General features: G+C 69.7%; 17 protein-coding genes. 9 read left to right on the forward strand and 8 right to left on the reverse strand.

Annotated features, from left to right (window positions below; translation table 11 throughout):
• Positions 1 to 69: 69 nt before the first annotated feature.
• Entirely contained in the window at positions 70 to 1104 is a 1035-nt protein-coding gene (locus ACQ4L4_RS25950; RefSeq protein WP_431101661.1) for a TRAP transporter substrate-binding protein, read from the reverse strand.
• Between the two features lie 189 nt (positions 1105 to 1293).
• Between ACQ4L4_RS25950 and ACQ4L4_RS25955 the strand changes: the two genes are divergently transcribed.
• Positions 1294 to 3291: a sensor histidine kinase gene (locus ACQ4L4_RS25955; protein ID WP_431101662.1), complete on the forward strand. Its 1998-nt coding sequence runs from the start codon at positions 1294 to 1296 to the stop codon at positions 3289 to 3291.
• Positions 3288 to 3911, forward strand: a complete 624-nt coding sequence (locus ACQ4L4_RS25960; RefSeq protein ID WP_431101663.1) for a response regulator transcription factor — start codon at positions 3288 to 3290, stop codon at positions 3909 to 3911. The genes ACQ4L4_RS25955 and ACQ4L4_RS25960 overlap by 4 nt, the downstream gene beginning before the upstream one ends.
• 9 nt (positions 3912 to 3920) lie before the next feature.
• On the opposite strand, the gene ACQ4L4_RS25965 is transcribed toward ACQ4L4_RS25960, so the two are convergent.
• The 4 genes from ACQ4L4_RS25965 to ACQ4L4_RS25980 are packed head-to-tail and all read right to left on the reverse strand — an operon-like array spanning position 3921 to position 6638.
• Complete coding sequence (locus tag ACQ4L4_RS25965; protein ID WP_431101664.1) at positions 3921 to 4214, reverse strand: addiction module antidote protein; 294 nt, start codon at positions 4212 to 4214, stop codon at positions 3921 to 3923.
• 24 nt (positions 4215 to 4238) lie between these two features.
• Positions 4239 to 5465 (reverse strand): beta-ketoacyl-[acyl-carrier-protein] synthase family protein, encoded by a 1227-nt coding sequence (locus ACQ4L4_RS25970; RefSeq protein WP_431101665.1) that lies wholly within the window; start codon positions 5463 to 5465, stop codon positions 4239 to 4241.
• A gap of 14 nt (positions 5466 to 5479) precedes the next feature.
• On the reverse strand, positions 5480 to 5749 hold the full coding sequence (locus tag ACQ4L4_RS25975; RefSeq protein WP_431101666.1) for an acyl carrier protein: 270 nt from the start codon (positions 5747 to 5749) through the stop codon (positions 5480 to 5482).
• Positions 5733 to 6638, reverse strand: coding sequence for an alpha/beta hydrolase (locus ACQ4L4_RS25980; RefSeq protein ID WP_431101667.1), 906 nt, complete (start codon positions 6636 to 6638; stop codon positions 5733 to 5735). The genes ACQ4L4_RS25975 and ACQ4L4_RS25980 overlap by 17 nt, the downstream gene beginning before the upstream one ends.
• Before the next feature lie 135 nt (positions 6639 to 6773).
• Here ACQ4L4_RS25980 and ACQ4L4_RS25985 point away from each other — a divergent pair, with 135 nt between their 5' ends.
• Positions 6774 to 7463, forward strand: a complete 690-nt coding sequence (locus ACQ4L4_RS25985; protein WP_431101668.1) for a response regulator — start codon at positions 6774 to 6776, stop codon at positions 7461 to 7463.
• Positions 7464 to 7473: 10 nt separating this feature from the next.
• A complete protein-coding gene (locus tag ACQ4L4_RS25990; RefSeq protein WP_431101669.1) occupies positions 7474 to 8907 on the forward strand; it encodes a sensor histidine kinase in 1434 nt (477 codons plus the stop codon).
• Positions 8908 to 8919: 12 nt separating this feature from the next.
• On the opposite strand, the gene ACQ4L4_RS25995 is transcribed toward ACQ4L4_RS25990, so the two are convergent.
• A complete protein-coding gene (locus ACQ4L4_RS25995) occupies positions 8920 to 9255 on the reverse strand; it encodes a hypothetical protein (protein ID WP_431101670.1) in 336 nt (111 codons plus the stop codon).
• Between the two features lie 203 nt (positions 9256 to 9458).
• Here ACQ4L4_RS25995 and ACQ4L4_RS26000 point away from each other — a divergent pair, with 203 nt between their 5' ends.
• A complete protein-coding gene (locus ACQ4L4_RS26000; RefSeq protein ID WP_431101671.1) occupies positions 9459 to 9854 on the forward strand; it encodes a DUF488 domain-containing protein in 396 nt (131 codons plus the stop codon).
• Between the two features lie 2 nt (positions 9855 to 9856).
• Here the strand turns inward: ACQ4L4_RS26000 and ACQ4L4_RS26005 are convergent, their stop codons facing one another.
• Positions 9857 to 11242 (reverse strand): reverse transcriptase family protein, encoded by a 1386-nt coding sequence (locus tag ACQ4L4_RS26005; RefSeq protein ID WP_431101672.1) that lies wholly within the window; start codon positions 11240 to 11242, stop codon positions 9857 to 9859.
• A 300-nt stretch (positions 11243 to 11542) separates the two neighbouring features.
• Positions 11543 to 12556: a LysR family transcriptional regulator gene (locus tag ACQ4L4_RS26010; protein WP_431101673.1), complete on the reverse strand. Its 1014-nt coding sequence runs from the start codon at positions 12554 to 12556 to the stop codon at positions 11543 to 11545.
• A gap of 230 nt (positions 12557 to 12786) precedes the next feature.
• Here ACQ4L4_RS26010 and ACQ4L4_RS26015 point away from each other — a divergent pair, with 230 nt between their 5' ends.
• From ACQ4L4_RS26015 to ACQ4L4_RS26030, 4 genes are all read left to right on the forward strand, one after another.
• Complete coding sequence (locus ACQ4L4_RS26015; protein ID WP_431101674.1) at positions 12787 to 13635, forward strand: alpha/beta hydrolase fold domain-containing protein; 849 nt, start codon at positions 12787 to 12789, stop codon at positions 13633 to 13635.
• Positions 13636 to 13691: 56 nt separating this feature from the next.
• Complete coding sequence (locus ACQ4L4_RS26020; RefSeq protein ID WP_431101675.1) at positions 13692 to 14903, forward strand: efflux RND transporter periplasmic adaptor subunit; 1212 nt, start codon at positions 13692 to 13694, stop codon at positions 14901 to 14903.
• A gap of 123 nt (positions 14904 to 15026) precedes the next feature.
• Entirely contained in the window at positions 15027 to 18290 is a 3264-nt protein-coding gene (locus ACQ4L4_RS26025; RefSeq protein ID WP_431101676.1) for an efflux RND transporter permease subunit, read from the forward strand.
• A 100-nt stretch (positions 18291 to 18390) separates the two neighbouring features.
• Entirely contained in the window at positions 18391 to 19806 is a 1416-nt protein-coding gene (locus ACQ4L4_RS26030; RefSeq protein ID WP_431101677.1) for an efflux transporter outer membrane subunit, read from the forward strand.
• The last annotated feature ends 92 nt before the right edge of the window (positions 19807 to 19898 follow it).

A 19898-nucleotide genomic window follows, 5' to 3' on the forward strand; every position in this document is an offset into this window, starting at 1 on the left:
GAACTGGCTTTGCCAGGCTCCTGGGGTCCGCCCCCTGGGGGGGCCGGCGTGAGCCGGTAGGGGGGGAACTTATTTCGTCGGGGGGACGAAGCCGGCGGCCTTGTAGGCAGCCTCGACGGTGGCCTTGCCCACGCGCGACTCCATCTCCTTGTGGACCGGCATCAGCGCCAGCTTCCACTCGTTCACCTCGGCCGGCGTCAGCGTGTAGATGGTCGTCTTGCCGCTGGCCTTGATCTTCTCGAAGGCCTGCTGGTTCTCGGTCTGCGCGATCGCGTTGGCGTAGGTGGTCGCGTCCTTGACGCTGCTGTCGACCACCGCCTTCAGGTCAGCCGGCAGGCCGTCGTAGAACTTCTTGTTGATGATCAGCGCATAGGCCAGGTGGCCGTGGTTGCTGATCGTCGTGTGCTTCTGCACCTCGTAGGTCTTCTGCGTGTAGAAGTTGGACGGCACACCTTCGGTGCCGTCGACCACGCCGGACTGCAGCGCCTGGTACAGCTCGGAGAAGGCCATCACCTGCGGGATCGCGCCCAGCGCGCGCATCTGCGCGTCCAGCACCTTGGAGGACTGGATGCGCATCTTCAGGCCCTTGAAGTCCGCCACATGGTGCAGCGGCTTGTTGGCGCTCATGATGTGGAAGCCGTTGTCCCAGAAGGCCAGGCCCTTGATGCCCTTGGGCTCGAGCTTCTTGAACAGTTCCATGCCCAGCGTGTTGGTCGTGTTGCGGAACGACGCGTCGTCCTTGAACAGGAAGGGCAGGTCGAAGACCTCGAACTCCTTGACGCCCAGCGGGCCGAACTTGGCCAGCGACGGGGCCAGCATCTGGACCGATCCCAGCTGCAGCGCCTCCAGCTCTTCCTTGTCCTTGTAGAGCTGGCTGTTGGGGTAGACCTCGACCTTCAGCCGGCCCTTGCTGCGCTCCTCGGCGAGCTCCTTGAAGCGCTGCGCGCCCTTGCCCTTGGGGGTGTCGGGGGCGACGACGTGGCTCAGCTTGATCACGATCGGCGCCTGGGCGAAGGCGGTCGCGGCGGTGCCGAGGCCGGCACACAGGCCGACGGTGGCGAGGGCGGCCGACAGCAGCAGGCGGCGGGGGAAGGTGGCGGACATGCGGTCTCCTGGTGTTCTTCGGAATCCGCCGATCAGGTGCAGTGACGAAGGCGCAGTGACGACCTGTCGCGGAATGTGGCGGATTGTGGAAATCCGGTCCCCGCGCCGCCAGTTGTGGACTTCCACATTGGGGAAACACGCAGCGCACAGGGCCCGGCGTGCGCTCTGCGCAGCGCCTAGACTGCCGCCATGGCCGTGTCCCGACGTCTCCTCCAGCTGTTCAAACGCGCGAGCTGGGCCCTGCCGCTGCTGCTGGCGGTGGCCTTCGCCGCGTCGGTCGGCGTGTGGCTGCGCCTGAGCGACATGCGCGATCTGGAGGAGGAACGGCTCACGCTGATCGCCGATTCGCTGTCGCTGGAGGCGCGCATCTCCGACTGGCTCAATGCGGAGCACGCGGCGGTGGACCGGCTCGCGCAGCAACTGCCCGGGAACGTCGACGACAACATGCTGCTGAACCATCGCGCGGTCGCCGAAGGCCTGAGGCGGCTGTGGGTCAGCGTGACGGTGCTGGACGGCAACAACCGCGTCATCGCGCATGTGCCGCAGCAGATGCCGCAGGCGGTGGCGCCGTCGCGGGAGCGCAGCGGCGTGAGCCTGGACGAAGGCGGGCTGACCGCGCACTGGAGCTCGCCGCGGCCGCAGGGCGGCCGGCTGGTCGTGCGCTTCGCGCCGAGCGCGCTGCTGCGGCAGACGCTGCCGTGGTGGCTCGCGCAGAAATACGACGTGCGGCTGGTCGATGGACTCGGGCAGCGGCTCGCGCAGACGGGCGACGCGCTCGCGCTGCCCGACACGCAGAGCTACCGCGTCAGCGTCGATCCGGCGATGCGCGAGACCTGGCTCGAGCTCAACACCCGCGTGCCGCATCGCCCGTGGTGGTACACGCTGGCGGCGGGGTTGATGGGCGTGTTCCTGCTGCTGTCGGCGCTGGCCAGCGGGATGCTGCGCCGGCAGATGCGCGAGGTGCGGCGCGCCGAAGGCGAGGCACGCACCGAGGCGGCGTGGCGCCGCGCGGTCGAGGATTCGTTGACGGTGGGTCTGCGCGGTCGCGATCTGGATGGCCGGGTGACGCATCTGAACCGCGCGTTCTGCGATCTGGTGGGCTACAGCGCCGAGGAGCTGCTCGGCAGCCTGCCGCCGATGCCCTACTGGCTGCCCGACGAGATGGAAGACAGCCTGCGCCGCCACCAGCGCAACATGGCCGGCGGCGCGCCGCGCGAGGGTTACGAGGCGCGCTGGATGCACCGCGAGGGCCACGTGCTGGACGTGATGATCTTCGAGGCGCCGCTGGTGGACGCGAACGGCGTGCAGATCGGCTGGATGGGGTCCATCGTCGACATCAGCGCGCGCAAGCAGACGGAAGAGCGCGACCGGCGCCGTACCGAGGCGCTCGCGCACCAGGCGCGGCTGAGCACGCTGGGCGAAGTGGCGTCGGCGCTGGCGCATCAGCTGAACCAGCCGCTCGCGGCGATCGCCGGCTACAACGCCGGCGCCCTGCGCTCGCTGGAGCGCGCCGGCCAGGCCGACGAGATCGTGCTGGAGGCGCTGCGCCGGCTCGGCGAGCAGGCGCAGGAGGCGGGGCGCATCGTGCAGCGCATCCGTGCCTTCGTGACGCGGCGCGCGCCGCAGCCGGAGCGCTGCGCGGTGCCGGAACTCGCGGCGCGGGTGCTGGCGCTGCTCAAGCGCGACCTGCGCGGCGTGCTCATCGATGTGACGATGCCACCCGGTCTGCCGGACGTGCAGGCCGACGCGGTGCTGATCGAGCAGGTGCTGATCAACCTGGTCCGCAATGCGCTCGACGAGTTGCACGGCCGGCCGGGCGCGCAGGTGCGCATCGCCGCGCAGCGCGTCGGCGAGCGCTTCGTGCGGGTCGATGTCGACGACAACGGCCCCGGTCTCCAGGGGCGCGGCATCGATCAGCTGACGACCGCGTTCTATTCGACGAAGTCCGAGGGCATGGGTATGGGGCTGGCGATCTGCCGTTCGGTGATCGAGGCGCACCACGGCGGCATGGAAGCCGGCGCGAGTGCGCTCGGCGGCGCGAGGATCAGCTTCACGCTGCCGCTGTGCCCGGGGCAGGGCGCGTGCGACGGCAGCGAGTTCGTCGGCGGCAGCGGCGCCGGCTCCGGCATGGGTGTTGGCGCTGGCATTGACCGTGGCATCGGACAACACAAGGAGGGCGCGCGATGAGCGACCCACAGGCGACGGTCCACCTGGTGGACGACGAGGCGGCGGTGCGCGACGCGCTGGCCTTCCTGATGCGCACGCACGGGTTGCGCGTGGAGCCGCACGCGAGTGGTCCGGCGCTGTTCGAGGCGCTCGATCGCGCGATTGAGCCGCACGGCTGCATCGTGCTGGACGTGCGGATGGAGCCGCTGTCGGGCCTTCAGGTGCACGACGAGCTGATCGCGCGCGGCGTGCCGCTGCCGGTGATCTTCCTGAGCGGTCACGGCGACATTCCGATGGCGGTGGACGCGATGCAGAAGGGCGCGCTCGACTTCGTCGAGAAGCCGTTCAACGACCAGGCGCTGGTCAACAAGGTACAGCGCGCGATCGCGACGGACATCCACCGCTGGCGCGAGTCCCGCGTCCAAGCGGACGTGGCCGGCAAGCTCGCCAGCCTGACCGACCGCGAACGCGAGGTCGCGGTGCTGGTGGCGGCCGGCAAGCTCAACAAGCAGGTCGCCGACGAACTCGGCATCGCGATCCGCACGGTGGAGGTCCACCGCGCGCGGGCGTTCACCAAGCTCGGCCTGCGCTCCGCGGCGGAGCTGGCGACGATGCTGGAGCGGTTTGAGGTGAAGCGATAGAAGAGCGGCTCAGTGAGCCGCCAGCCGACGCGGGATGAGCTTGATGCCAAGCGCGCTGGAGACGGCCAGCAATGTCTTCAAGGTCGGATGCCCGCCTGCGCTGCATTCGCGGAGAAGTTCGTCGCCAGAGAGTCCGCACGCCAGTGCAACTTCTTCGATCCCTTTGGCACGAACAGCGACGCCCAAGGCGTGCGCCAAGTACGCTGCGTCATTCGCCTTCAGGGCTTCATCGAGATAGATGGCGATGACCTCGACGCTGTCGAGGTCATCCACAGAATCAAACGTCGTATAGGTCAGGTGCATGCATGCAGCGTATGCCGCACGCGGTCATGCTGCACTGATCACAAGCGATACGTTACTTCCGCCGAATGCGAAGGAATTGCTGACCATTGACTTGGATGAGTCGAAGGCTCGCGGTTCGCGGATCACGTCGGCGACTTCCTCGAGCACGCTCGTGCTGACGTGCGCGTTCGGCGGGAGCTGACCGCGACGCATCGCCTGGACGCAGGCGATCAGTTCCAGCGCGCCGCCGGCGCCGATCAGATGGCCGTGCAGCGCCTTGGTCGCGCTGACCGGCACGCCGCGCACGCCGAAGACGCGTGCCAGCGACTCGGCCTCGACGGTGTCGCCGACGTCCGTCGCCGTGCCGTGCGCGTTCACGTAACCGACCTGCGAGGCCTCGATCCCCGCATCGGCCAGCGCGGCGCGCAGCGCGCGCTCCTGGCCGTCGGCGTCGGGCCGCGACAGGTGGACCGCGTCGACGCTATGCCCGTAGCCGGCCAGCACGGCAAGCGCCGACGCGCCGCGTGCGCGGGCGTGGCTCGCCGTCTCCAGCACCAGCGCCGCCGCGCCCTCGCCCAGCACCAGGCCCTTGCGCGCATCGTCGAACGGCCGGCAACTGCGCGACGGATCCTCCGGATCCGCCGGCGCCATCACGCCCATCGCCTGCCACGCGGCCACCGAGCCCGGGTTCAGCATCGCCTCCGAGCCCCCCACCAGCGCCACATCCGCGCGGCCCTGGCGCAGCAGCATCAGCGCCTCGCCGATCGCCTGCGCCGACGAGGCACAGGCGTTGGAGATCGTCAGCATCGCCGCCTTCAGCCCGTACTTCATCGCCAGGTGCGACGCGGCCGAGTTGCTCATCACCCGCACCACCGTGTACGGATGGATGCGCGGCGTCTCCTTCGTCAGGTGCTCGCCGTACGACTGCTGCAGCGCGTTCGACCCGCCCAGCCCCGTGCCCCAGGCCACCGCCGCCCGCTCCGGCGTCGCCGACGTCGCCGGCAGGCCGGACTGCGTCCAGGCCTCTCGCGCCGCGTGCAGCGCCATCAGGCTGTGCCGGTCGTGCAGGTTGCGCTGCGCCGGCGGCATGTCCTGCCCCAGCGGCTGCGTCACCGCCGCCGCCGCGAACGGCGCCACGCCGCGCGTCGGTTCTCCCGGCTGCAGCGTGATCCCCGACCGCCCCTGCGCCAGCGCCTGCGCCAGCGATTCCGCGTCCGGGCCGAGCGCGCTGCAGGCGCCGATGCCGGTGATCCATACCGCTTCCGGGCTCATGCCGGCACCGGCGCTCAGGCGGCGACGGCCGCGGGCGTGCCGCTGGCCTTGGCGGCCAGCTGCGCGTCCACGATCGCGGCCAGGCCGACGATCGTCGGCTGCTTCATCGCGGTGTCGTGGTCGATCTCGATGTGGAACTTGTCCTCCACCGCGAACATGAAGTCGACCAGCATCAGCGAGTCCAGCCCCAGTTCGGCGAAGGTGACGTCGTTCTTCAGTCCGTCGTCGGTCATGCCCAGCTCGTGGCAGGCCAGTTGGCGGAGTTGATCAAGCGTGTTGCTCATGGCGGTGGTCCTCGGTCGTGGTCAAAGAAGCAGGGTGTTCGGGTAGTGCCTCGACCGGCACCATCCGCTGCAGGAACTGGCGCGCCGCCTGCGTGACGGCGCCGCGTTCGTTGTCCAATGTCAACATGTGATAGCTGTGATGGAACCAATGCACCTCGGGCGTCGTGCCCAGGTGGCGCTGCAGGTCCAGCACCGAGCGGGGGCCGCTGACGTCGTCCTCGCTCGCATGCAGGACGACGGCGGGCGCGTCGATCTCGCCCAGCCGGCGGCGCACGAGGCGGATCATTCGCGAGGCCTGGTACAGGGACGCGGCCGGCAGCCGGTCCGCGCCGGCCGCGGAGACGTGGCTCGAAGTCATCGCCTGGGCGACCCACTCGCGCAGCCGCTCGTTCTTGATGCCGTAGGGCGGCGTCTCGCGGAAGGACAGCCACTGGCGCAGCGGCGGCACGTAGGCCAGCGGCAGCAGGCGGCGCCACGGCGAGACGTTCCAGCCGTCGAAGTGCAGGCTGGTGGAGAGCAACATCAAGGCGGCCGCCGGTCGCTTCAGCGCGAGGGCCAGCGCCAGCACCGAGCCCATCGACAGGCCGCCGACGGCCACGCGGCTGTGCTTCGCGGCCAGCGCGTCGAAGTGCGCGGCGGCCAGGTCGACCCACGCCTCGAAGGGCGGGACCGGACGGCGGGCGGGCGGGTCGACCGCCGGCGCGCCGGCGGCCGGGGGCACGACGCCGTAGCCGTCCAGCGCGGGCGCCTCCACGACGTAGCCGGCGTCGCGCAGGGCACGGGCCAGCGGCATCATCTCCAGCGGGTTGGCGCACAGGCCGTGCAGGAGCAGCACGGCGGGGCGCGAATCCGGTCGGGAAAGACCGTCGAGGGGTGCGGTGTTCGGCATGAGCGGCAGTCTGTCCAAGCTCGCTGTTGCGGACTTGACGCCAACCTGTCCGCAAGCTGTCGGTGCCGTTGCCCTCAGGTTTCTGACAGGTGGTCGATTGGCCGCCGCAAGGCTCTAGGCTTATGCTGCCGCTCCATGCGAATCCTCCTGGTCGAAGACGATGAGTTCCTGGCGGAGTCCACCGCCCGGGCCCTGCGCTCACAGTCCTGGGTCGTGGACGTGAGCGCCCGCGGCGAGCCCGTGCCGCTGTCGCTGCGCGAAGACCGTTACGACCTGCTCATCCTGGACATCGGCCTGGCCGGCATCGACGGTTTCGAGACGCTGCGGCGCGTGCGCGCCCAGGGCAGCACGACGCCGGTGCTGCTGCTGACGGCGCGCGACGCCGTCGAGGACCGCGTGCGCGGCCTGGAGGGCGGCGCCGACGACTACCTGGTCAAGCCCTTCGCGCTGAGCGAGCTGATCGCCCGGGCCCGCGCGCTGGTGCGCCGCAGCCAGGCCCGCACCGGCAACGAGCTGCGGCTCTCGTCGCTGCGGATGGACCTGGAGGCGCGCCGCGCCTACATCGCCGAGGAGCCGCTCGCGCTCTCCGCCCGCGAGTGGGACGTGCTGGGTTTCCTGCTGGCGCGCGCCGGCAAGGTGGTCGCGAAGGAGCAGATCGCCTCGGCCAGCAACGGCTGGGAGCAGGGCGTCAGCGACAACGCGATCGAGGTCTGCGTCTCGCGCCTGCGCGCCAAGATCGAGCCGGCCGGCCTGCAGCTGCGCACCGTGCGCGGCCTGGGTTATCTGCTGGAAGAGATGCCGCCCGCGCCGGCGGCCAAGGCCTGACCCCCGCGGCATGACCGAGTCGTCCCCGCCAGGTGGCGTAAGCCGGCCCTCGGGAAGCCCCCGATCCGGCGGCGGCCGCACCTTCAGCCTCAAGCAGCGGCTGCTGATCTGGCTGATGTTCCCCGTGCTGGTCGCGGTGCCCGCGGCCGGCTTCATGCTGTATCGCGTCATGCACGACACGGCGATCTCCTGGCTCGACCAGGCGCTGGGCGACACCGCGCTCGCCGTGGCCAGCCTGCTGAGGGAGCGGGACGGGCAGGTCGTCGTCGACGTCTCGGGCCCGACCGATCGCGCGCTGCGCTTCGACCGGACCGACCGCGTCTACTACCTGGTGCTTGATCCGGCGGGCGAGGTGCTGCTCGGCGACGCGCAGCTCGCGCGGCTGAAGCTGCCCAAGCGCCAGCCCAACGAATGGTTCTTCACGCTGGCGACGCTGGACGGCGAATCGCTGCGCGCGGCGGCGCTCGGCGCCACCTGCGGCGACCGGCATGTCTGCCAGATCCTGGTCGCCGAGACGCTGAACAAGCGCGACGCGCTGCAGCAGCAGCTGCTGGTGGTCGTGGGCCTGCTGATCGGCGGCATGGCGGTGTTGCTGGCGGGCGCCGGCTGGTGGGCGACCTACCGCGGCCTGAGACCGCTGTCGCAGCTGAGCGCGGAGCTGGAGCAGCGCGACCTCGCGCGCCTGGAGCCGCTGCAGCACGACGTGCCCGGCGAACTGAAGCCGCTGATCGCGGCGTTCAACCGGCTTTTCGAGCGGCTGCGGCGGGCGTCGTCGGCGCAGCAGGACTTCCTGGCGAATGCGGCGCATCAGCTGCGCACGCCGCTGACGTCCTTGCGGACCGAGATCGACCTGGCGCTGCTGGAGCCGCACGATCCGCAGATGGAGCCGGTGCTGAAGCGGCTTCAAGGCTCGGTGGACCGCAGCGCGCGCCTGGCGACGCAGATGCTGTCGATCGCGCGCGCCGAGGCCGAGCCTGGCGGCCGCGAGCAGCCGCTGGACCTGCGCGACATCGCCGCGCAGGTGGCGGAGGACTGGGTGCCGCGCGCGCTGCAGGCGGGCGCGGACCTCGAGTTCGAGCTCGAGAGCGCGCCGACGCTGGGCCAGAGCTTCCTGCTGCGGGAGCTGCTGGCCAACGTGCTGCACAACAGCCTGAACTACGCCGGGCCGAATCCGCGCATCACGGTGCGGACCGGCAGCGACGGCGACTGGGCCCGCATGGAGGTCGAGGACAACGGTCCCGGCATCCCGCCGCAGGACCGCGACCGCGCGCTGCGCCGCTTCGAGCGCGGCAGCGAGTCCAAGGGGACGGGCAGCGGCCTGGGCCTGGCGATCGCGGTGGACATCGCGCAGCGGCACCGCGGGATGCTGGAGCTGCTCGACGCGACGACGGGGCAGGGGCTGCGGGTGCGGCTCAGCGTGCCGAGGCAGCGCGCGCAGGAATGATCGCTGCTGACTTCATTCTCCAAATCGGTCAAAGAACATTCCGAACGCGTGTTCGAGATAGAGGCCCAAGGCCTCCGCTTGATCGTCTCCCGCCATGACTGCTGGCTCCAGCAGCAGCATCACGTGAGGAGATGGCGCTCCGGGTGCGTGAACCACATCGTCCACCTTGAGTTGAAGAGAGAAGTTCCCCATCCGCTGCAACAGCGGCAGGGGCTGCCCGCCGGTCGGGCCGGCGAGGCTGACAATTTCTCCGCGACTTGGCAGCACCGCGAACTCGAGCTCTCCCGAGGCCATGCCGAACGAGGTATTGGGCGTCGAGAAGATGGACAGGTCGACGTGAGCTTTCATGAGCAGGCATTCGTCTTTCGAGGGAAGGTCATCGCCGTTTGACCAGTGGCGGATACGTCATCTTGTAGATCGTGGCTGAGCGCTGACTTGCCGATGAAATCGATGCAATCATGAAGTGAAGCCATGAGCGCGATCGTAGTGTCTCGGGTCGGGGTCGGGGATTCTGCGCTTGAAGTTGTGCGATGCCGGGCGACCATGACGCCATGACCATCCGCATCGTCCAACTCGGCGTCACACCGCGCCTGCCTGATGAAGGCCCTCGTCTTGGCACCGTTCGCCGCCCTCCGCGCGGGGTCCGCAAGGAGGATTACGGGCGTCTGGACTACTACGACAGCTGGCTGCCGCTGCTGTCGCCCAGTGCGGAGCTGATGGCCCAAGGTCGGGCCGCCGAGGACGACAAGCAGTGGAACGCCTTCGCCCGTGCGTATCGCAAGGAGATGAGCGAATCCGCGCCGTCGCAGATGCTGGACACGCTGGCGGCGCTGTCGCACTCGTCCAATCTGTCGATGGGCTGCTATTGCGACAACCCGCCGCGCTGCCATCGCAGTGTGCTCACGCAACTGCTGACTGAACGCGGCGCCGCATTGAGCAGCGAGTGAGGTCAGCGGGCTGACTCGAACGCGATCGTGTCGAACATCCGCTGCAGCTTGTCGACGCGTGTCGGCGCGAGGAACTGTCGCGCCCACGCGAGTCGCCCCAGCAGTTGCGAGCGCAGCGCCGCGTCGACAGCATCGAGCCCACCGAGCCGATGCAGCTCGGCCTTCAATCGATCGAAGTCCTCGCGCGCGAGGTTCGGCTTCGCATTGACGACGACGCCGGTCACCTGCTGCCGGCCGCCCGAGGGCATCGCACGCGTCTTGTCGCGGCGCAGGCGGAAGCCCTCGTCTTCGACGATCGCCTGGACCCAGGCGCGGAACTCGCGCTGGTCCCGGCGCAGCGTGGCAGGGCCCGAGAACACCAGGTCGTCCGCGTACCGCGAGTAACGCGCGCCGAAGCGATGGGCGAGTCCGTCCAGCCGCAGGTCGAGCGGGAACGCGCACAGATTCGCGAGGGCGGGCGACGTCGGCGCCCCCTGCGGCAGGTGCGGCGAGGCGAGCCGCTTCGCGCCGTCGAAGTCGATCGATCCGTCCTCGCGCAGGCGCTCTCGAACCGGCGCCGGCGTGCGCGCGGTGCAGAGCGTCGTGAGCCGCTCGACGACGGCGTCGGAGAAGCCCAGCGTCCGGAACGTGGCCGCAATGCGCGCGCGCCCGATGCCGGGAAAGAAGTCGCGCAGGTCGAAGCGGATGACGAAGTCCTGGCCGGCGTGGACCGCCGCATTCGTCGCGACATTGCGGCCGGGCACGAATCCGTGGGCAGCCTCGTGACACGGCAGCGTGTTCAACAGGCCATCGAGCAGACGGCGTTGGACGGCCTTCAGGCGCGGCAGCGGTGCTTCGATCAGACGCAGGCCGCCGCGGCGCTTCGGAACGAGCAGGCAGCGGTAGTGAGGCGTCGGCGCGACATGCGGTCGCTGAGGCGTGGCGACCGCCTCGCGGTAGTGACGCGAGGGTCCGGCGAAGTGATCGAGCTCGTCCAGCGTCAGTCCCAGCCATGCGGCGAGGTGGGCCTCCGTCGGCCAGTCCGGCAGCACCAGCTGTGCCAGCGCGAAGGGCAGCGGACGCATCCGCGATGGCCGGAGCAGCAGGCGGCGCACGATCGGTTGAGGGAAACGTTCGAGATCGAAGCCTTCATGGAAGGCCCCGATCTCCAGCAGGGCGTCCGCGAGGCTGCCGACCGAGTGCGACCGCCACACCGGCGTCGTCCATCGCGCGAGCGCGACGCACAGCGGTTTCAACCAGGGCCGCGCTTCAGCGCCCAGGCACTGCTCGGCGCGCGCCAGCAGCGCATCGGCCTCGCGCGCACGCGGCGACTCGTCGTCCGCCTGCAGCGCGCGGGCGAGCGCCAGCGCGATCCAGCGGGGATAGGGCAACGGCGCGGCAGCGGTCATCGGCAGGCGGGGCGGTCCTTGTCGCCGCCGCGATCGCGGCGACGGGGGCAACAGGTGACCCCCGGAGGCGCCGCCAACTGGCCGGTCTCGACCGATACAGCTCCGCGCGGCAGCGCGGTTAAGTATCGGCGCCGGATGACTGACTATGGAAAGCGCCGCGGGGAATCCCCGCGGCCGGAGGCGCGAACGCTTCCGAAGGCTTGGCGGCGACCGGAGGTCGGCGGCGATTATGGGCGCGAGCCGTGACGCCGCTCAAGCGGCGTCGGGTCGGCGTGAAGACTCACGCCTCGATCGCGACCCTCAAGCCGCGCTCAGCACCGCCTGCTTCGCCGCATTCGCCTGCAGCGGGATGTATTCCGCGTCCGACTCGGTGCGCTTGGCCTCGCAGCTCGCGACCAGCTGCTTCTGCCATTGCGAATGGCGCTCGAACAGCTCCGCGATCCAGTCGACGAACACCCGCAGCTTGGTGCTCAGGTGCCGGTTCGGCGGGTACACGACGTACAGCGGCAGCGGGTCCGATTCCCAGTCGCAGAGGAAGGGCACCAGCTCGCCGGAGTCGATGTGCGGCTTGATCATGAAGTACGGCGCCTGGATCACGCCCAGCCCGGTCAGGCCCGCCGTCATGTAGGCGTTGCCGTCGTTGACCGAGACCTTGTAGTGGCCGTAGATCTCGTAGCGCTGGCCGTTCTTGCTGTAGTCGAACGGGAAACGCTTGCCGGTGCGCGTCGAGAAATAGCTGACCACATGATGCTGGTCCGACTCCAGGTCCAGCGGATGCTGCGGCAGGCCGTGCTGCTGGATGTAGGCCGGCGATGCGCAGCAGCCGTAGCCCCAGTCGCCGATGCGGCGCGCGACGAGCGACTGGTCGGTGATCTCGCCGCCGCGCACGACGCAGTCGACGTTGTCGCCGATCAGGTCCACCGGCCGGTCCGACACGCCGAGGTCGATCTGAATGTCCGGATGTCTTGCATAGAACTCCGGAAGTGCGGGGATCAACAGCAGGCGCGCCACGGACGAGGCCACGTCCACGCGGATCCGCCCCTTCGGCGCCGCGCGCGCATGCGAGACGGAGCCCTCGAGCTCTTCGATGTCGGACAGCAGCCGCGTCACCCGCTCGTAATACGCGGCGCCGTCCGGCGTCACGCTGACGCGCCGCGTCGTGCGGTTCAGCAGCTTGACCTTGAGGTGGTCCTCCAGCGACTGGATCAGCCGCGTCACCGCGGTCTTGGGCAGGTCCAGCGATTCCGCCGCCCGCGTGAACGTCCCGGCTTCCACGACGCGCGCGAAAGCTTGCATGGCATTGAGCTTGTCCATCCGTGACCCCTTCTCACCCTGACTGGTGCGGCTGCCCGCCGCCACCGCTATCGACACCACGGCGCGTCTACGCGCGCGCGAGGTCGCCATCCTGCCCGATCGATTGTTTCGTCGATGAAACGCTGATGCGCGTCCCGGGCTGTTTATCGGACGGCGTCCATTGTCTAAATTTCGCTGCATTGCAACATGAACCGGCCTGCCCCCACGCGGAGCAGGCCTTTGGCCCTGCCATGGATGCGCTGCCGCTGACCTCCTGCCACGACGACCTCCTGCCCGCCGGCGACGGCGTCGTGCCGGTGCGCGTGTACAAGAGCGCGGTCCGTCGCAAGGATGCGCCGGTCGTCATGCACCTGCACGGCGGCGCCTTCACCGAGGGGGGCCTGGACAGCGGCGAACTGGTCTCGCGGCTGCTGGCGGACGCGGGCGCCGTGGTCGTCGACGTGGACTACCCGACCGGCCAGGAATACGTGTTCCCGACCGCGCTGAAGACGCTGGATGCGTTGCTGGCCGGCCTGCACAAGGCGCGGACCCGGCTCTCCGGCAAAGGCGCGCCGCTGCTCGTCGCCGGTGAAGAGGCGGGCGGCAACCTCGCCGCCGCGCTGGCGTTGATGGCGCGCGACCAGGGCCACCGCAAGCTCTCCGGCCAGATCCTGATCGGACCGATGCTCAACCCGTGCATGGGCACCGCCTCGCTGCGCCAGGCCGACGCCGGTTACGGCGAATGCCGATGGATGCACGGCTGGCGCGCCTACCTCGGCGAATGCGAGGACGGCGACCATCCCTACGCCGCGCCGGCCAACACCGGCCGCCTCGCGGGCCTGGTGCCGGCGCTGGTCGTCAGCGCCGACGACGACCCGATGCGCGACGAGGCGCTGGCCTATGCCCGCGCGATGAAGCGCGCCGGCGTCGACGTGCAGCAGGCGCTGATCGCCGGCCCCAGCGGCTGGCCCTGCAGCCTGATGAAGCTGCCCTCGCTGTCCGCCCTCCAGCTGCCGTGGGCGAGCGCCCTGCGCCAGAAGCTGGCCGATTTCCTGTCCCTGATCCCACCGGCCGGCAAACCCCGGCTGCAACCCGCCTGACCCCAAGAGCCCTCAAAGAACTCCCAACGTCTACCCCCGTCACCGGAGCACCCACCATGAACAAGAAGATCTTTGCCACCTCGCTCACCGCCGTCGCCGCGGTCGTCGGGGCCCTCGTCGTCGGCCTGCACAGCCAGCAGGCGGTCGCGAATCAACCGTCGGGCGCGCCGCAGGCGATTCCCGTCTCCGTCGCCACCGTCGCGAGCCAGGAAGTGGCCGCGTGGGACGAGTTCTCGGGCCGCCTGGAGGCTGTCGAGCGCGTCGACGTCCGCGCCCGCGTCTCCGGTGCCGTGCAGTCGGTGCATTTCCGGGAAGGGGCGCTGGTGAAGTCCGGTGACCTGCTGATCACCATCGATCCCGCGCCCTACCAGGCCGAGGTCGATCGCGCCGAGGCGCAGGTGCTGGCCGCGCAGGCCCGCGTGACGTACTCGAAGAGCGAGCTGGAGCGTTCCACCCGCTTGTGGAGCGAGCGCGCCATCGCGCAGCGCGAGCTCGACGAGCGCAGCAACGCCTCCAATGAAGCCAACGCCAACCTGCGCGCCGCGCAGGCCGCGCTGCAGTCGGCCAAGCTGAACCTCGGCTACACGCAGGTCCGCGCGCCGGTGGCCGGCCGTGTCGGCAAGCTGGAAGTCACGCAGGGCAACCTGGTGGCCGCCGGTCCCGGCGCGCCGGTGCTGACGACGCTGGTCTCGGTCAGCCCGATCTACGCCAGCTTCGATGCCGACGAGGGCACCGTCGCCCGCGCGCTGAACGAGCTGCACGGCAACGCCAAGATCGCCGCCGGTGACCTGTCGAGCATCCCCGTGCAGATCGGCACCGCGGCCACCGCCGACACGCCCTTCAACGGCAAGCTGCAGCTGATCGACAACCAGGTCGACGCCCGCAGCGGCACGGTGCGCGTGCGCGCGGTGCTGGACAACAAGGACGGCGCGCTGATCCCGGGCCAGTTCGCCCGCATCCGCCTGGGCCAGGCCAAGAAGAGCGCGGCCGTGCTGGTCAACGAGCGCGCGGTCGGCACCGACCAGAACAAGCGCTTCGTGATGGTGGTCGGCGCGGACAACACGCTGAGCTACCGCGAGGTGCTGCTGGGCGCCAACGTCGACGGCCTGCGTGTCGTGACGTCGGGCCTGAAGGCCAACGAGCGCGTGGTCGTCAACGGCCTGCAACGCGTGCGTCCCGGCGCGCTGGTCGCTCCGACCATCGTCCCGATGAACGCCAAGGCAGAAATCCAGGCCAAGGACGGCGCCCCCAAGGCGGACAAGACCTGACCTGAACCCGAAGGGACGGGCAAGACCCGTCCCCAATGGGGCTCCGGACAGCCTTCGGGGCGGCGCGACGCCGCCCCGCGGGGGACCCTTTGCCGTTTTATCCAGTCGACTTGAAAGACTGACATGAATCTCTCCAAATTCTTCATCGACCGCCCGATCTTCGCGGGCGTGCTGTCGGTGCTGATCTTCGTTTCCGGGCTGCTCGCCGTGCGCGTGCTGCCGATCTCGGAATACCCCGAAGTCGTGCCGCCGCAGGTGGTGGTGCGCGCGCAGTACCCCGGCGCGAACCCCAAGGTCATCGCGGAAGCGGTGGCCACGCCGCTCGAGGAATCGATCAACGGCGTCGAAGGCATGCTCTACATGGGCAGCCAGGCGACGACCGACGGCCTCATGACGCTGACGGTCACCTTCAAGCTGGGCACCGACCCGGACAAGGCCCAGCAGCTGGTGCAGAACCGCGTCTCGCAAGCCGAGCCGCGCCTGCCCGAGGAGGTCCGCCGACTCGGTCTGACGACGGTCAAGAGCAGCCCCGACCTGACCATGGTCGTGCACTTGCTGTCGCCCAACGACCGCTACGACATGACCTACCTCCGCAACTACGCGGTGCTGAACGTCAAGGACCGCCTGGCGCGGATCCAGGGCGTGGGTCAGGTGCAGCTGTTCGGCTCGGGGGACTACTCGATGCGCATCTGGCTGGACCCGCAGAAGGTCGCCGAACACGGCCTGTCGGCCAGCGACGTCGTCCAGGCGATCCGCGAGCAGAACGTGCAGGCGGCCGCCGGTGTCGTCGGCGCCTCGCCGGGCCTGCAGGGCATCGACCTGCAATTGCCGATCAACGCGCAAGGCCGTCTGAACAGCGAGCAGGAATTCGGCGACATCATCGTCAAGTCCGGCGCCAACGGCCAGGTGACGCGTCTGCGCGACCTGGGCCGCATCGAGCTGGGCGCCGCGGAATACGCGCTGCGTTCGCTGCTGGACAACAAGTCCGCGGTGGCGATCCCGATCTTCCAGGCTCCGGGCTCGAACGCGATCGAGATCTCGAACAACGTGCGCGCCACGATGGCCGAGCTGAAGAAGGCCATGCCCGAAGGCGTGGACTACTCCATCGTCTATGACCCGACGCAGTTCGTGCGGGCGTCTATCGAGTCCGTCGTCCACACGCTGCTCGAAGCGGTGGCGCTGGTCGTGCTGGTCGTGATCCTGTTCCTGCAGACCTGGCGCGCGTCCATCATCCCGCTGCTGGCGGTGCCGGTGTCCATCATCGGCACCTTCGCGGTGATGCATCTCTTCGGCTTCTCTATCAACGCGCTGTCGCTGTTCGGCCTCGTGCTGGCGATCGGCATCGTGGTGGACGACGCGATCGTGGTCGTCGAGAACGTCGAGCGCAACATCGAGGCGGGCCTGAGTCCGCGTGAAGCGACCTACCGCGCGATGCGCGAAGTGTCCGGCCCCATCATCGCGATCGCGCTGGTGCTGGTCGCGGTGTTCGTGCCGCTGGCCTTCATCACCGGCCTGACGGGCCAGTTCTACAAGCAGTTCGCGCTGACGATCGCGATGTCGACGGTGATCTCGGCGGTCAACTCGCTGACGCTGTCGCCCGCGCTGGCCGCGATGCTGCTCAAGGGCCACGACGCGCCCAAGGATTGGCTGACCCGCGCGATGGACAAGGTGCTGGGCCGCTTCTTCGGCGGTTTCAACAAGCTGTTCAACCGCGGCGCCAAGGCCTACAGCGGCGGCGTGACGAAGGCGATCTCCCGCAAGGTGATCATGCTGCTCATCTACGCCGGCCTGCTGGGCCTGACCGTGGGTCTGTTCAAGGCGGTGCCGAGCGGCTTCGTGCCGGGGCAGGACAAGCAGTACCTGATCGGCTTCGCGCAGCTGCCTGACGGCGCCACGCTGGACCGCACCGAAGACGTGATCCGCCGCATGAGCGAGATCGCGATGAAGACCCCCGGCGTCGAGCACGCCATCTCGTTCCCGGGCCTGTCGATCAACGGCTTCACCAACAGCTCGAACTCGGGCATCGTGTTCGCGTCCTTGAAGTCCTTCGACGAGCGCACCGGCAAGGGCCTGTCGGCCGGCGAGATCGCGGCCAAGATGAACGCCGACTTCGGTCAGCTCCAGGACGCCTTCGTCGTGATGTTCCCGCCCCCGCCGGTGCAGGGCCTGGGCACGACCGGCGGCTTCAAGTTCCAGCTGGAAGACCGAGGCGGCCTCGGCTACGAGGCGCTCGACCAGGCGGTCAAGGCCTTCATGGCCAAGGCCCAGAAGGCGCCGGAACTGGCGGGTCTGTTCAGCAGCTACCAGGTGAACGTGCCGCAGCTGTACGCCGACCTCGACCGCACCAAGGCGCGCCAGCTGGGCGTGGCGGTGACGGACGTGTTCGACACGATGCAGATCTACCTGGGCTCGCTGTACGTCAACGACTTCAACAAGTTCGGCCGCACCTACACGGTCCGCGTACAGGCGGACGCCGCCTACCGCGCCCGTGCCGAGGACGTGGGCCTGCTGAAGGTGCGTTCGGCCTCGGGCGAGATGGTGCCGCTGTCGGCGCTGATGAAGGTCCAGCCGAGCTTCGGTCCGGAACGCGCGATGCGCTACAACGGTTTCCTGTCGGCCGACATCAACGGCGGCGCCGCACCGGGCTATTCGACCGGCCAGGCGCAGGACGCGGTCGAGCGCATCGCCGCGGAGACGCTGCCCCCGGGCATCAGCTACGAGTGGACCGAGCTGACCTACCAGGAGATCCTGGCCGGCAACTCCGGCGTGTGGGTCTTCCCGCTGGCCATCCTGCTGGTGTTCCTGGTGCTGGCCGCGCAGTACGAGAGCCTGTCGCTGCCGGTGGCGATCATCCTGATCGTGCCGATGGGGCTGATGGCCGCGATGACCGGCGTCTGGCTCAGCCACGGGGACAACAACGTCTTCACGCAGATCGGGTTGATCGTGCTGGTGGGCTTGTCGGCGAAGAACGCGATCCTGATCGTGGAGTTCGCCCGGGAGCTTGAATTCGCCGGCAGGACGCCGTTGCAGGCGGCCATCGAGGCGAGCCGGCTGCGCCTGCGTCCGATCCTGATGACGTCGATGGCGTTCGTGATGGGCGTGCTGCCGCTGGTGCTGGCCACGGGCGCGGGCGCCGAGATGCGCAACGCGATGGGCGTGGCGGTGTTCGCCGGGATGATCGGCGTGACGGCCTTCGGCCTGTTCCTGACGCCGGTGTTCTACGTGGTGGTGCGTCGCCTGACCGGCAACAAGCCGCTCAAGCAGCACGGCGAGGTGCCGCATGACGTCGAGGCCTTCGTGCAGCCCGAGCAGGGCGCGGGTCACGACTTCGGCCCGGGCGGCAATGCCCGTCCGCATCCCGCCGCGCCGCGCCACGAGCACGAGTAACTCGCAATCCTGATCCACGACACCTGGAGTTCCGCCGCAAGGCGGGCTCCGGGGCCGGCGGAGCCCTCAGCGGCTCCGTGCGGCTCCAAGGAGTGATGCCATGACAACGAAACTGATGATGACGACGCTGCTGGCGGCCCTGGTGCTGGCCGGTTGCGCGACACCGCCGCCGATCGACGAATCGCGCCTCCCGGCGACGCCGACGGCTTTCAAGTCGCAGGACACCGCGACGGTGGGCGAGGCGCGCTGGGCGGTCGCCCCGCCGGCTGATGCCGAGCCGCGCGGCGACTGGTGGCTCGCGTTCGGCGATGCGACGCTGAATGACCTGATCCGCCGCTCGCTGGTCGGCAACAACGATCTGCAGGGCGCGGCGGCGCGACTGGCGCAAGCGCGGGCGCTGCTGCGCAGCACGAATGCGGACCGCCTGCCGCAGGTCGGCGCCAGCGCCGGCGCCGCGCGCGGCACGGTGGCGGGCCAAGGTCCGGCCGCCACGACGGTCTACAACGCCGGTCTGGCGGCGAGCTGGGAAGTCGACCTGTCCGGTCGTCTCTCGGAAGCCACCCGCGCGGCTTCGCTGGACGCGCAATCGCGTGAAGCGCTGCTGCAGTCCACGCGGCTGATGGTTCAGGCGGACGTGGCGCAGACCTACCTGGCACTGCGCTTCGCTGATCAGGAACGGCGCCTGGTGCGCGACACGGTCGCGGCTTACCGCGAGACCCTGGCGCTGACGCAACGTCGCTATCAAGCGGGCGACGTCGCCGAACTGGACCTGGCGCGCGTGCAGACGGAAGTCGCCGCGACCGAGGCCGAGGCGATCAGCCTCGACCGCCGCCGTGCCGAGCTGGAGAACGCGCTGTCGGTGCTGCTGGGCGAGCCCGCCTCGGGCTTCAAGGTGGCGGAAGACACGGCGTTCGCCCCGCTGCCGTCGATTCCCTCGGGTCTGCCGAGCACGGTGCTGGCGCGTCGCCCTGACGTGGCCGCATCGCAGCGCAGCCTGCTCGCGGCGCAGTCGCGGGTGGGCGTGGCGCAGGCCGCGTGGTTCCCGAGCCTGTCGCTGACGGCCAACGGCGGCTACGCGTCGCCGGAGCTGAGCGACGTGTTCCGCTGGTCGGCGCGCGCGTGGTCGGTCGATGCGCTGCTGTCGCTGCCGATCTTCGACGGCGGCCGCCGCAAGGCGGGCGTGGAGTCGGCGAAGGCGGGCCTGGACCTGGCGATGTCGAACTACCGCCAGCAGCTGCTGCAGGCGCTGCGCGAGGTCGAGGACTCGCTGGTCGGTCTGCAGACCTTGTCGCAGCAGGCGGAGGTGCAGGGCCAGGCGGTGCAGTCGTCGACGCGCGCGACGGCGCTGTCGGACTCGCGCTACCGCAACGGGCTGGTCAGCCAGCTCGATCTGCTGGATGCGCGCCGCAGTGAATTGCGCAACCGCCGCGCAGCGCTGCAGGTGCAGGCCGCGCAGTATCAGGCGACGGTCGGACTTGTCCGCGCACTGGGCGGCGGCTGGACGACGCCAGCCTGAGCCCCGGCCGGGCAAGACCCGGCCCCTTTCAAACCCGACCGGACCTTTACCGGTGCCCCTTTGGGCGTGCAGGAGTGCACGCCCTTTTTTGC

The organism is Roseateles noduli (assembly GCF_050626985.1).
GTDB lineage: Bacteria > Pseudomonadota > Gammaproteobacteria > Burkholderiales > Burkholderiaceae_C > Roseateles > Roseateles noduli_A.

Excerpts from the sequence above, each read along its gene's own strand:
- ACQ4L4_RS25950 (WP_431101661.1), bottom strand. The coding sequence starts at position 1,104 with ATGTCCGCCACCTTCCCCCGCCGCCTGCTGCTGTCGGCCGCCCTCGCC.
- ACQ4L4_RS25955 (WP_431101662.1), top strand. The coding sequence starts at position 1,294 with ATGGCCGTGTCCCGACGTCTCCTCCAGCTGTTCAAACGCGCGAGCTGG.
- ACQ4L4_RS25960 (WP_431101663.1), top strand. The coding sequence starts at position 3,288 with ATGAGCGACCCACAGGCGACGGTCCACCTGGTGGACGACGAGGCGGCG.
- ACQ4L4_RS25965 (WP_431101664.1), bottom strand. The coding sequence starts at position 4,214 with ATGCACCTGACCTATACGACGTTTGATTCTGTGGATGACCTCGACAGC.
- ACQ4L4_RS25970 (WP_431101665.1), bottom strand. The coding sequence starts at position 5,465 with ATGAGCCCGGAAGCGGTATGGATCACCGGCATCGGCGCCTGCAGCGCG.
- ACQ4L4_RS25975 (WP_431101666.1), bottom strand. The coding sequence starts at position 5,749 with ATGAGCAACACGCTTGATCAACTCCGCCAACTGGCCTGCCACGAGCTG.
- ACQ4L4_RS25980 (WP_431101667.1), bottom strand. The coding sequence starts at position 6,638 with ATGCCGAACACCGCACCCCTCGACGGTCTTTCCCGACCGGATTCGCGC.
- ACQ4L4_RS25985 (WP_431101668.1), top strand. The coding sequence starts at position 6,774 with ATGCGAATCCTCCTGGTCGAAGACGATGAGTTCCTGGCGGAGTCCACC.
- ACQ4L4_RS25990 (WP_431101669.1), top strand. The coding sequence starts at position 7,474 with ATGACCGAGTCGTCCCCGCCAGGTGGCGTAAGCCGGCCCTCGGGAAGC.
- ACQ4L4_RS25995 (WP_431101670.1), bottom strand. The coding sequence starts at position 9,255 with ATGAAAGCTCACGTCGACCTGTCCATCTTCTCGACGCCCAATACCTCG.
- ACQ4L4_RS26000 (WP_431101671.1), top strand. The coding sequence starts at position 9,459 with ATGACCATCCGCATCGTCCAACTCGGCGTCACACCGCGCCTGCCTGAT.
- ACQ4L4_RS26005 (WP_431101672.1), bottom strand. The coding sequence starts at position 11,242 with ATGACCGCTGCCGCGCCGTTGCCCTATCCCCGCTGGATCGCGCTGGCG.
- ACQ4L4_RS26010 (WP_431101673.1), bottom strand. The coding sequence starts at position 12,556 with ATGGACAAGCTCAATGCCATGCAAGCTTTCGCGCGCGTCGTGGAAGCC.
- ACQ4L4_RS26015 (WP_431101674.1), top strand. The coding sequence starts at position 12,787 with ATGGATGCGCTGCCGCTGACCTCCTGCCACGACGACCTCCTGCCCGCC.
- ACQ4L4_RS26020 (WP_431101675.1), top strand. The coding sequence starts at position 13,692 with ATGAACAAGAAGATCTTTGCCACCTCGCTCACCGCCGTCGCCGCGGTC.
- ACQ4L4_RS26025 (WP_431101676.1), top strand. The coding sequence starts at position 15,027 with ATGAATCTCTCCAAATTCTTCATCGACCGCCCGATCTTCGCGGGCGTG.
- ACQ4L4_RS26030 (WP_431101677.1), top strand. The coding sequence starts at position 18,391 with ATGACAACGAAACTGATGATGACGACGCTGCTGGCGGCCCTGGTGCTG.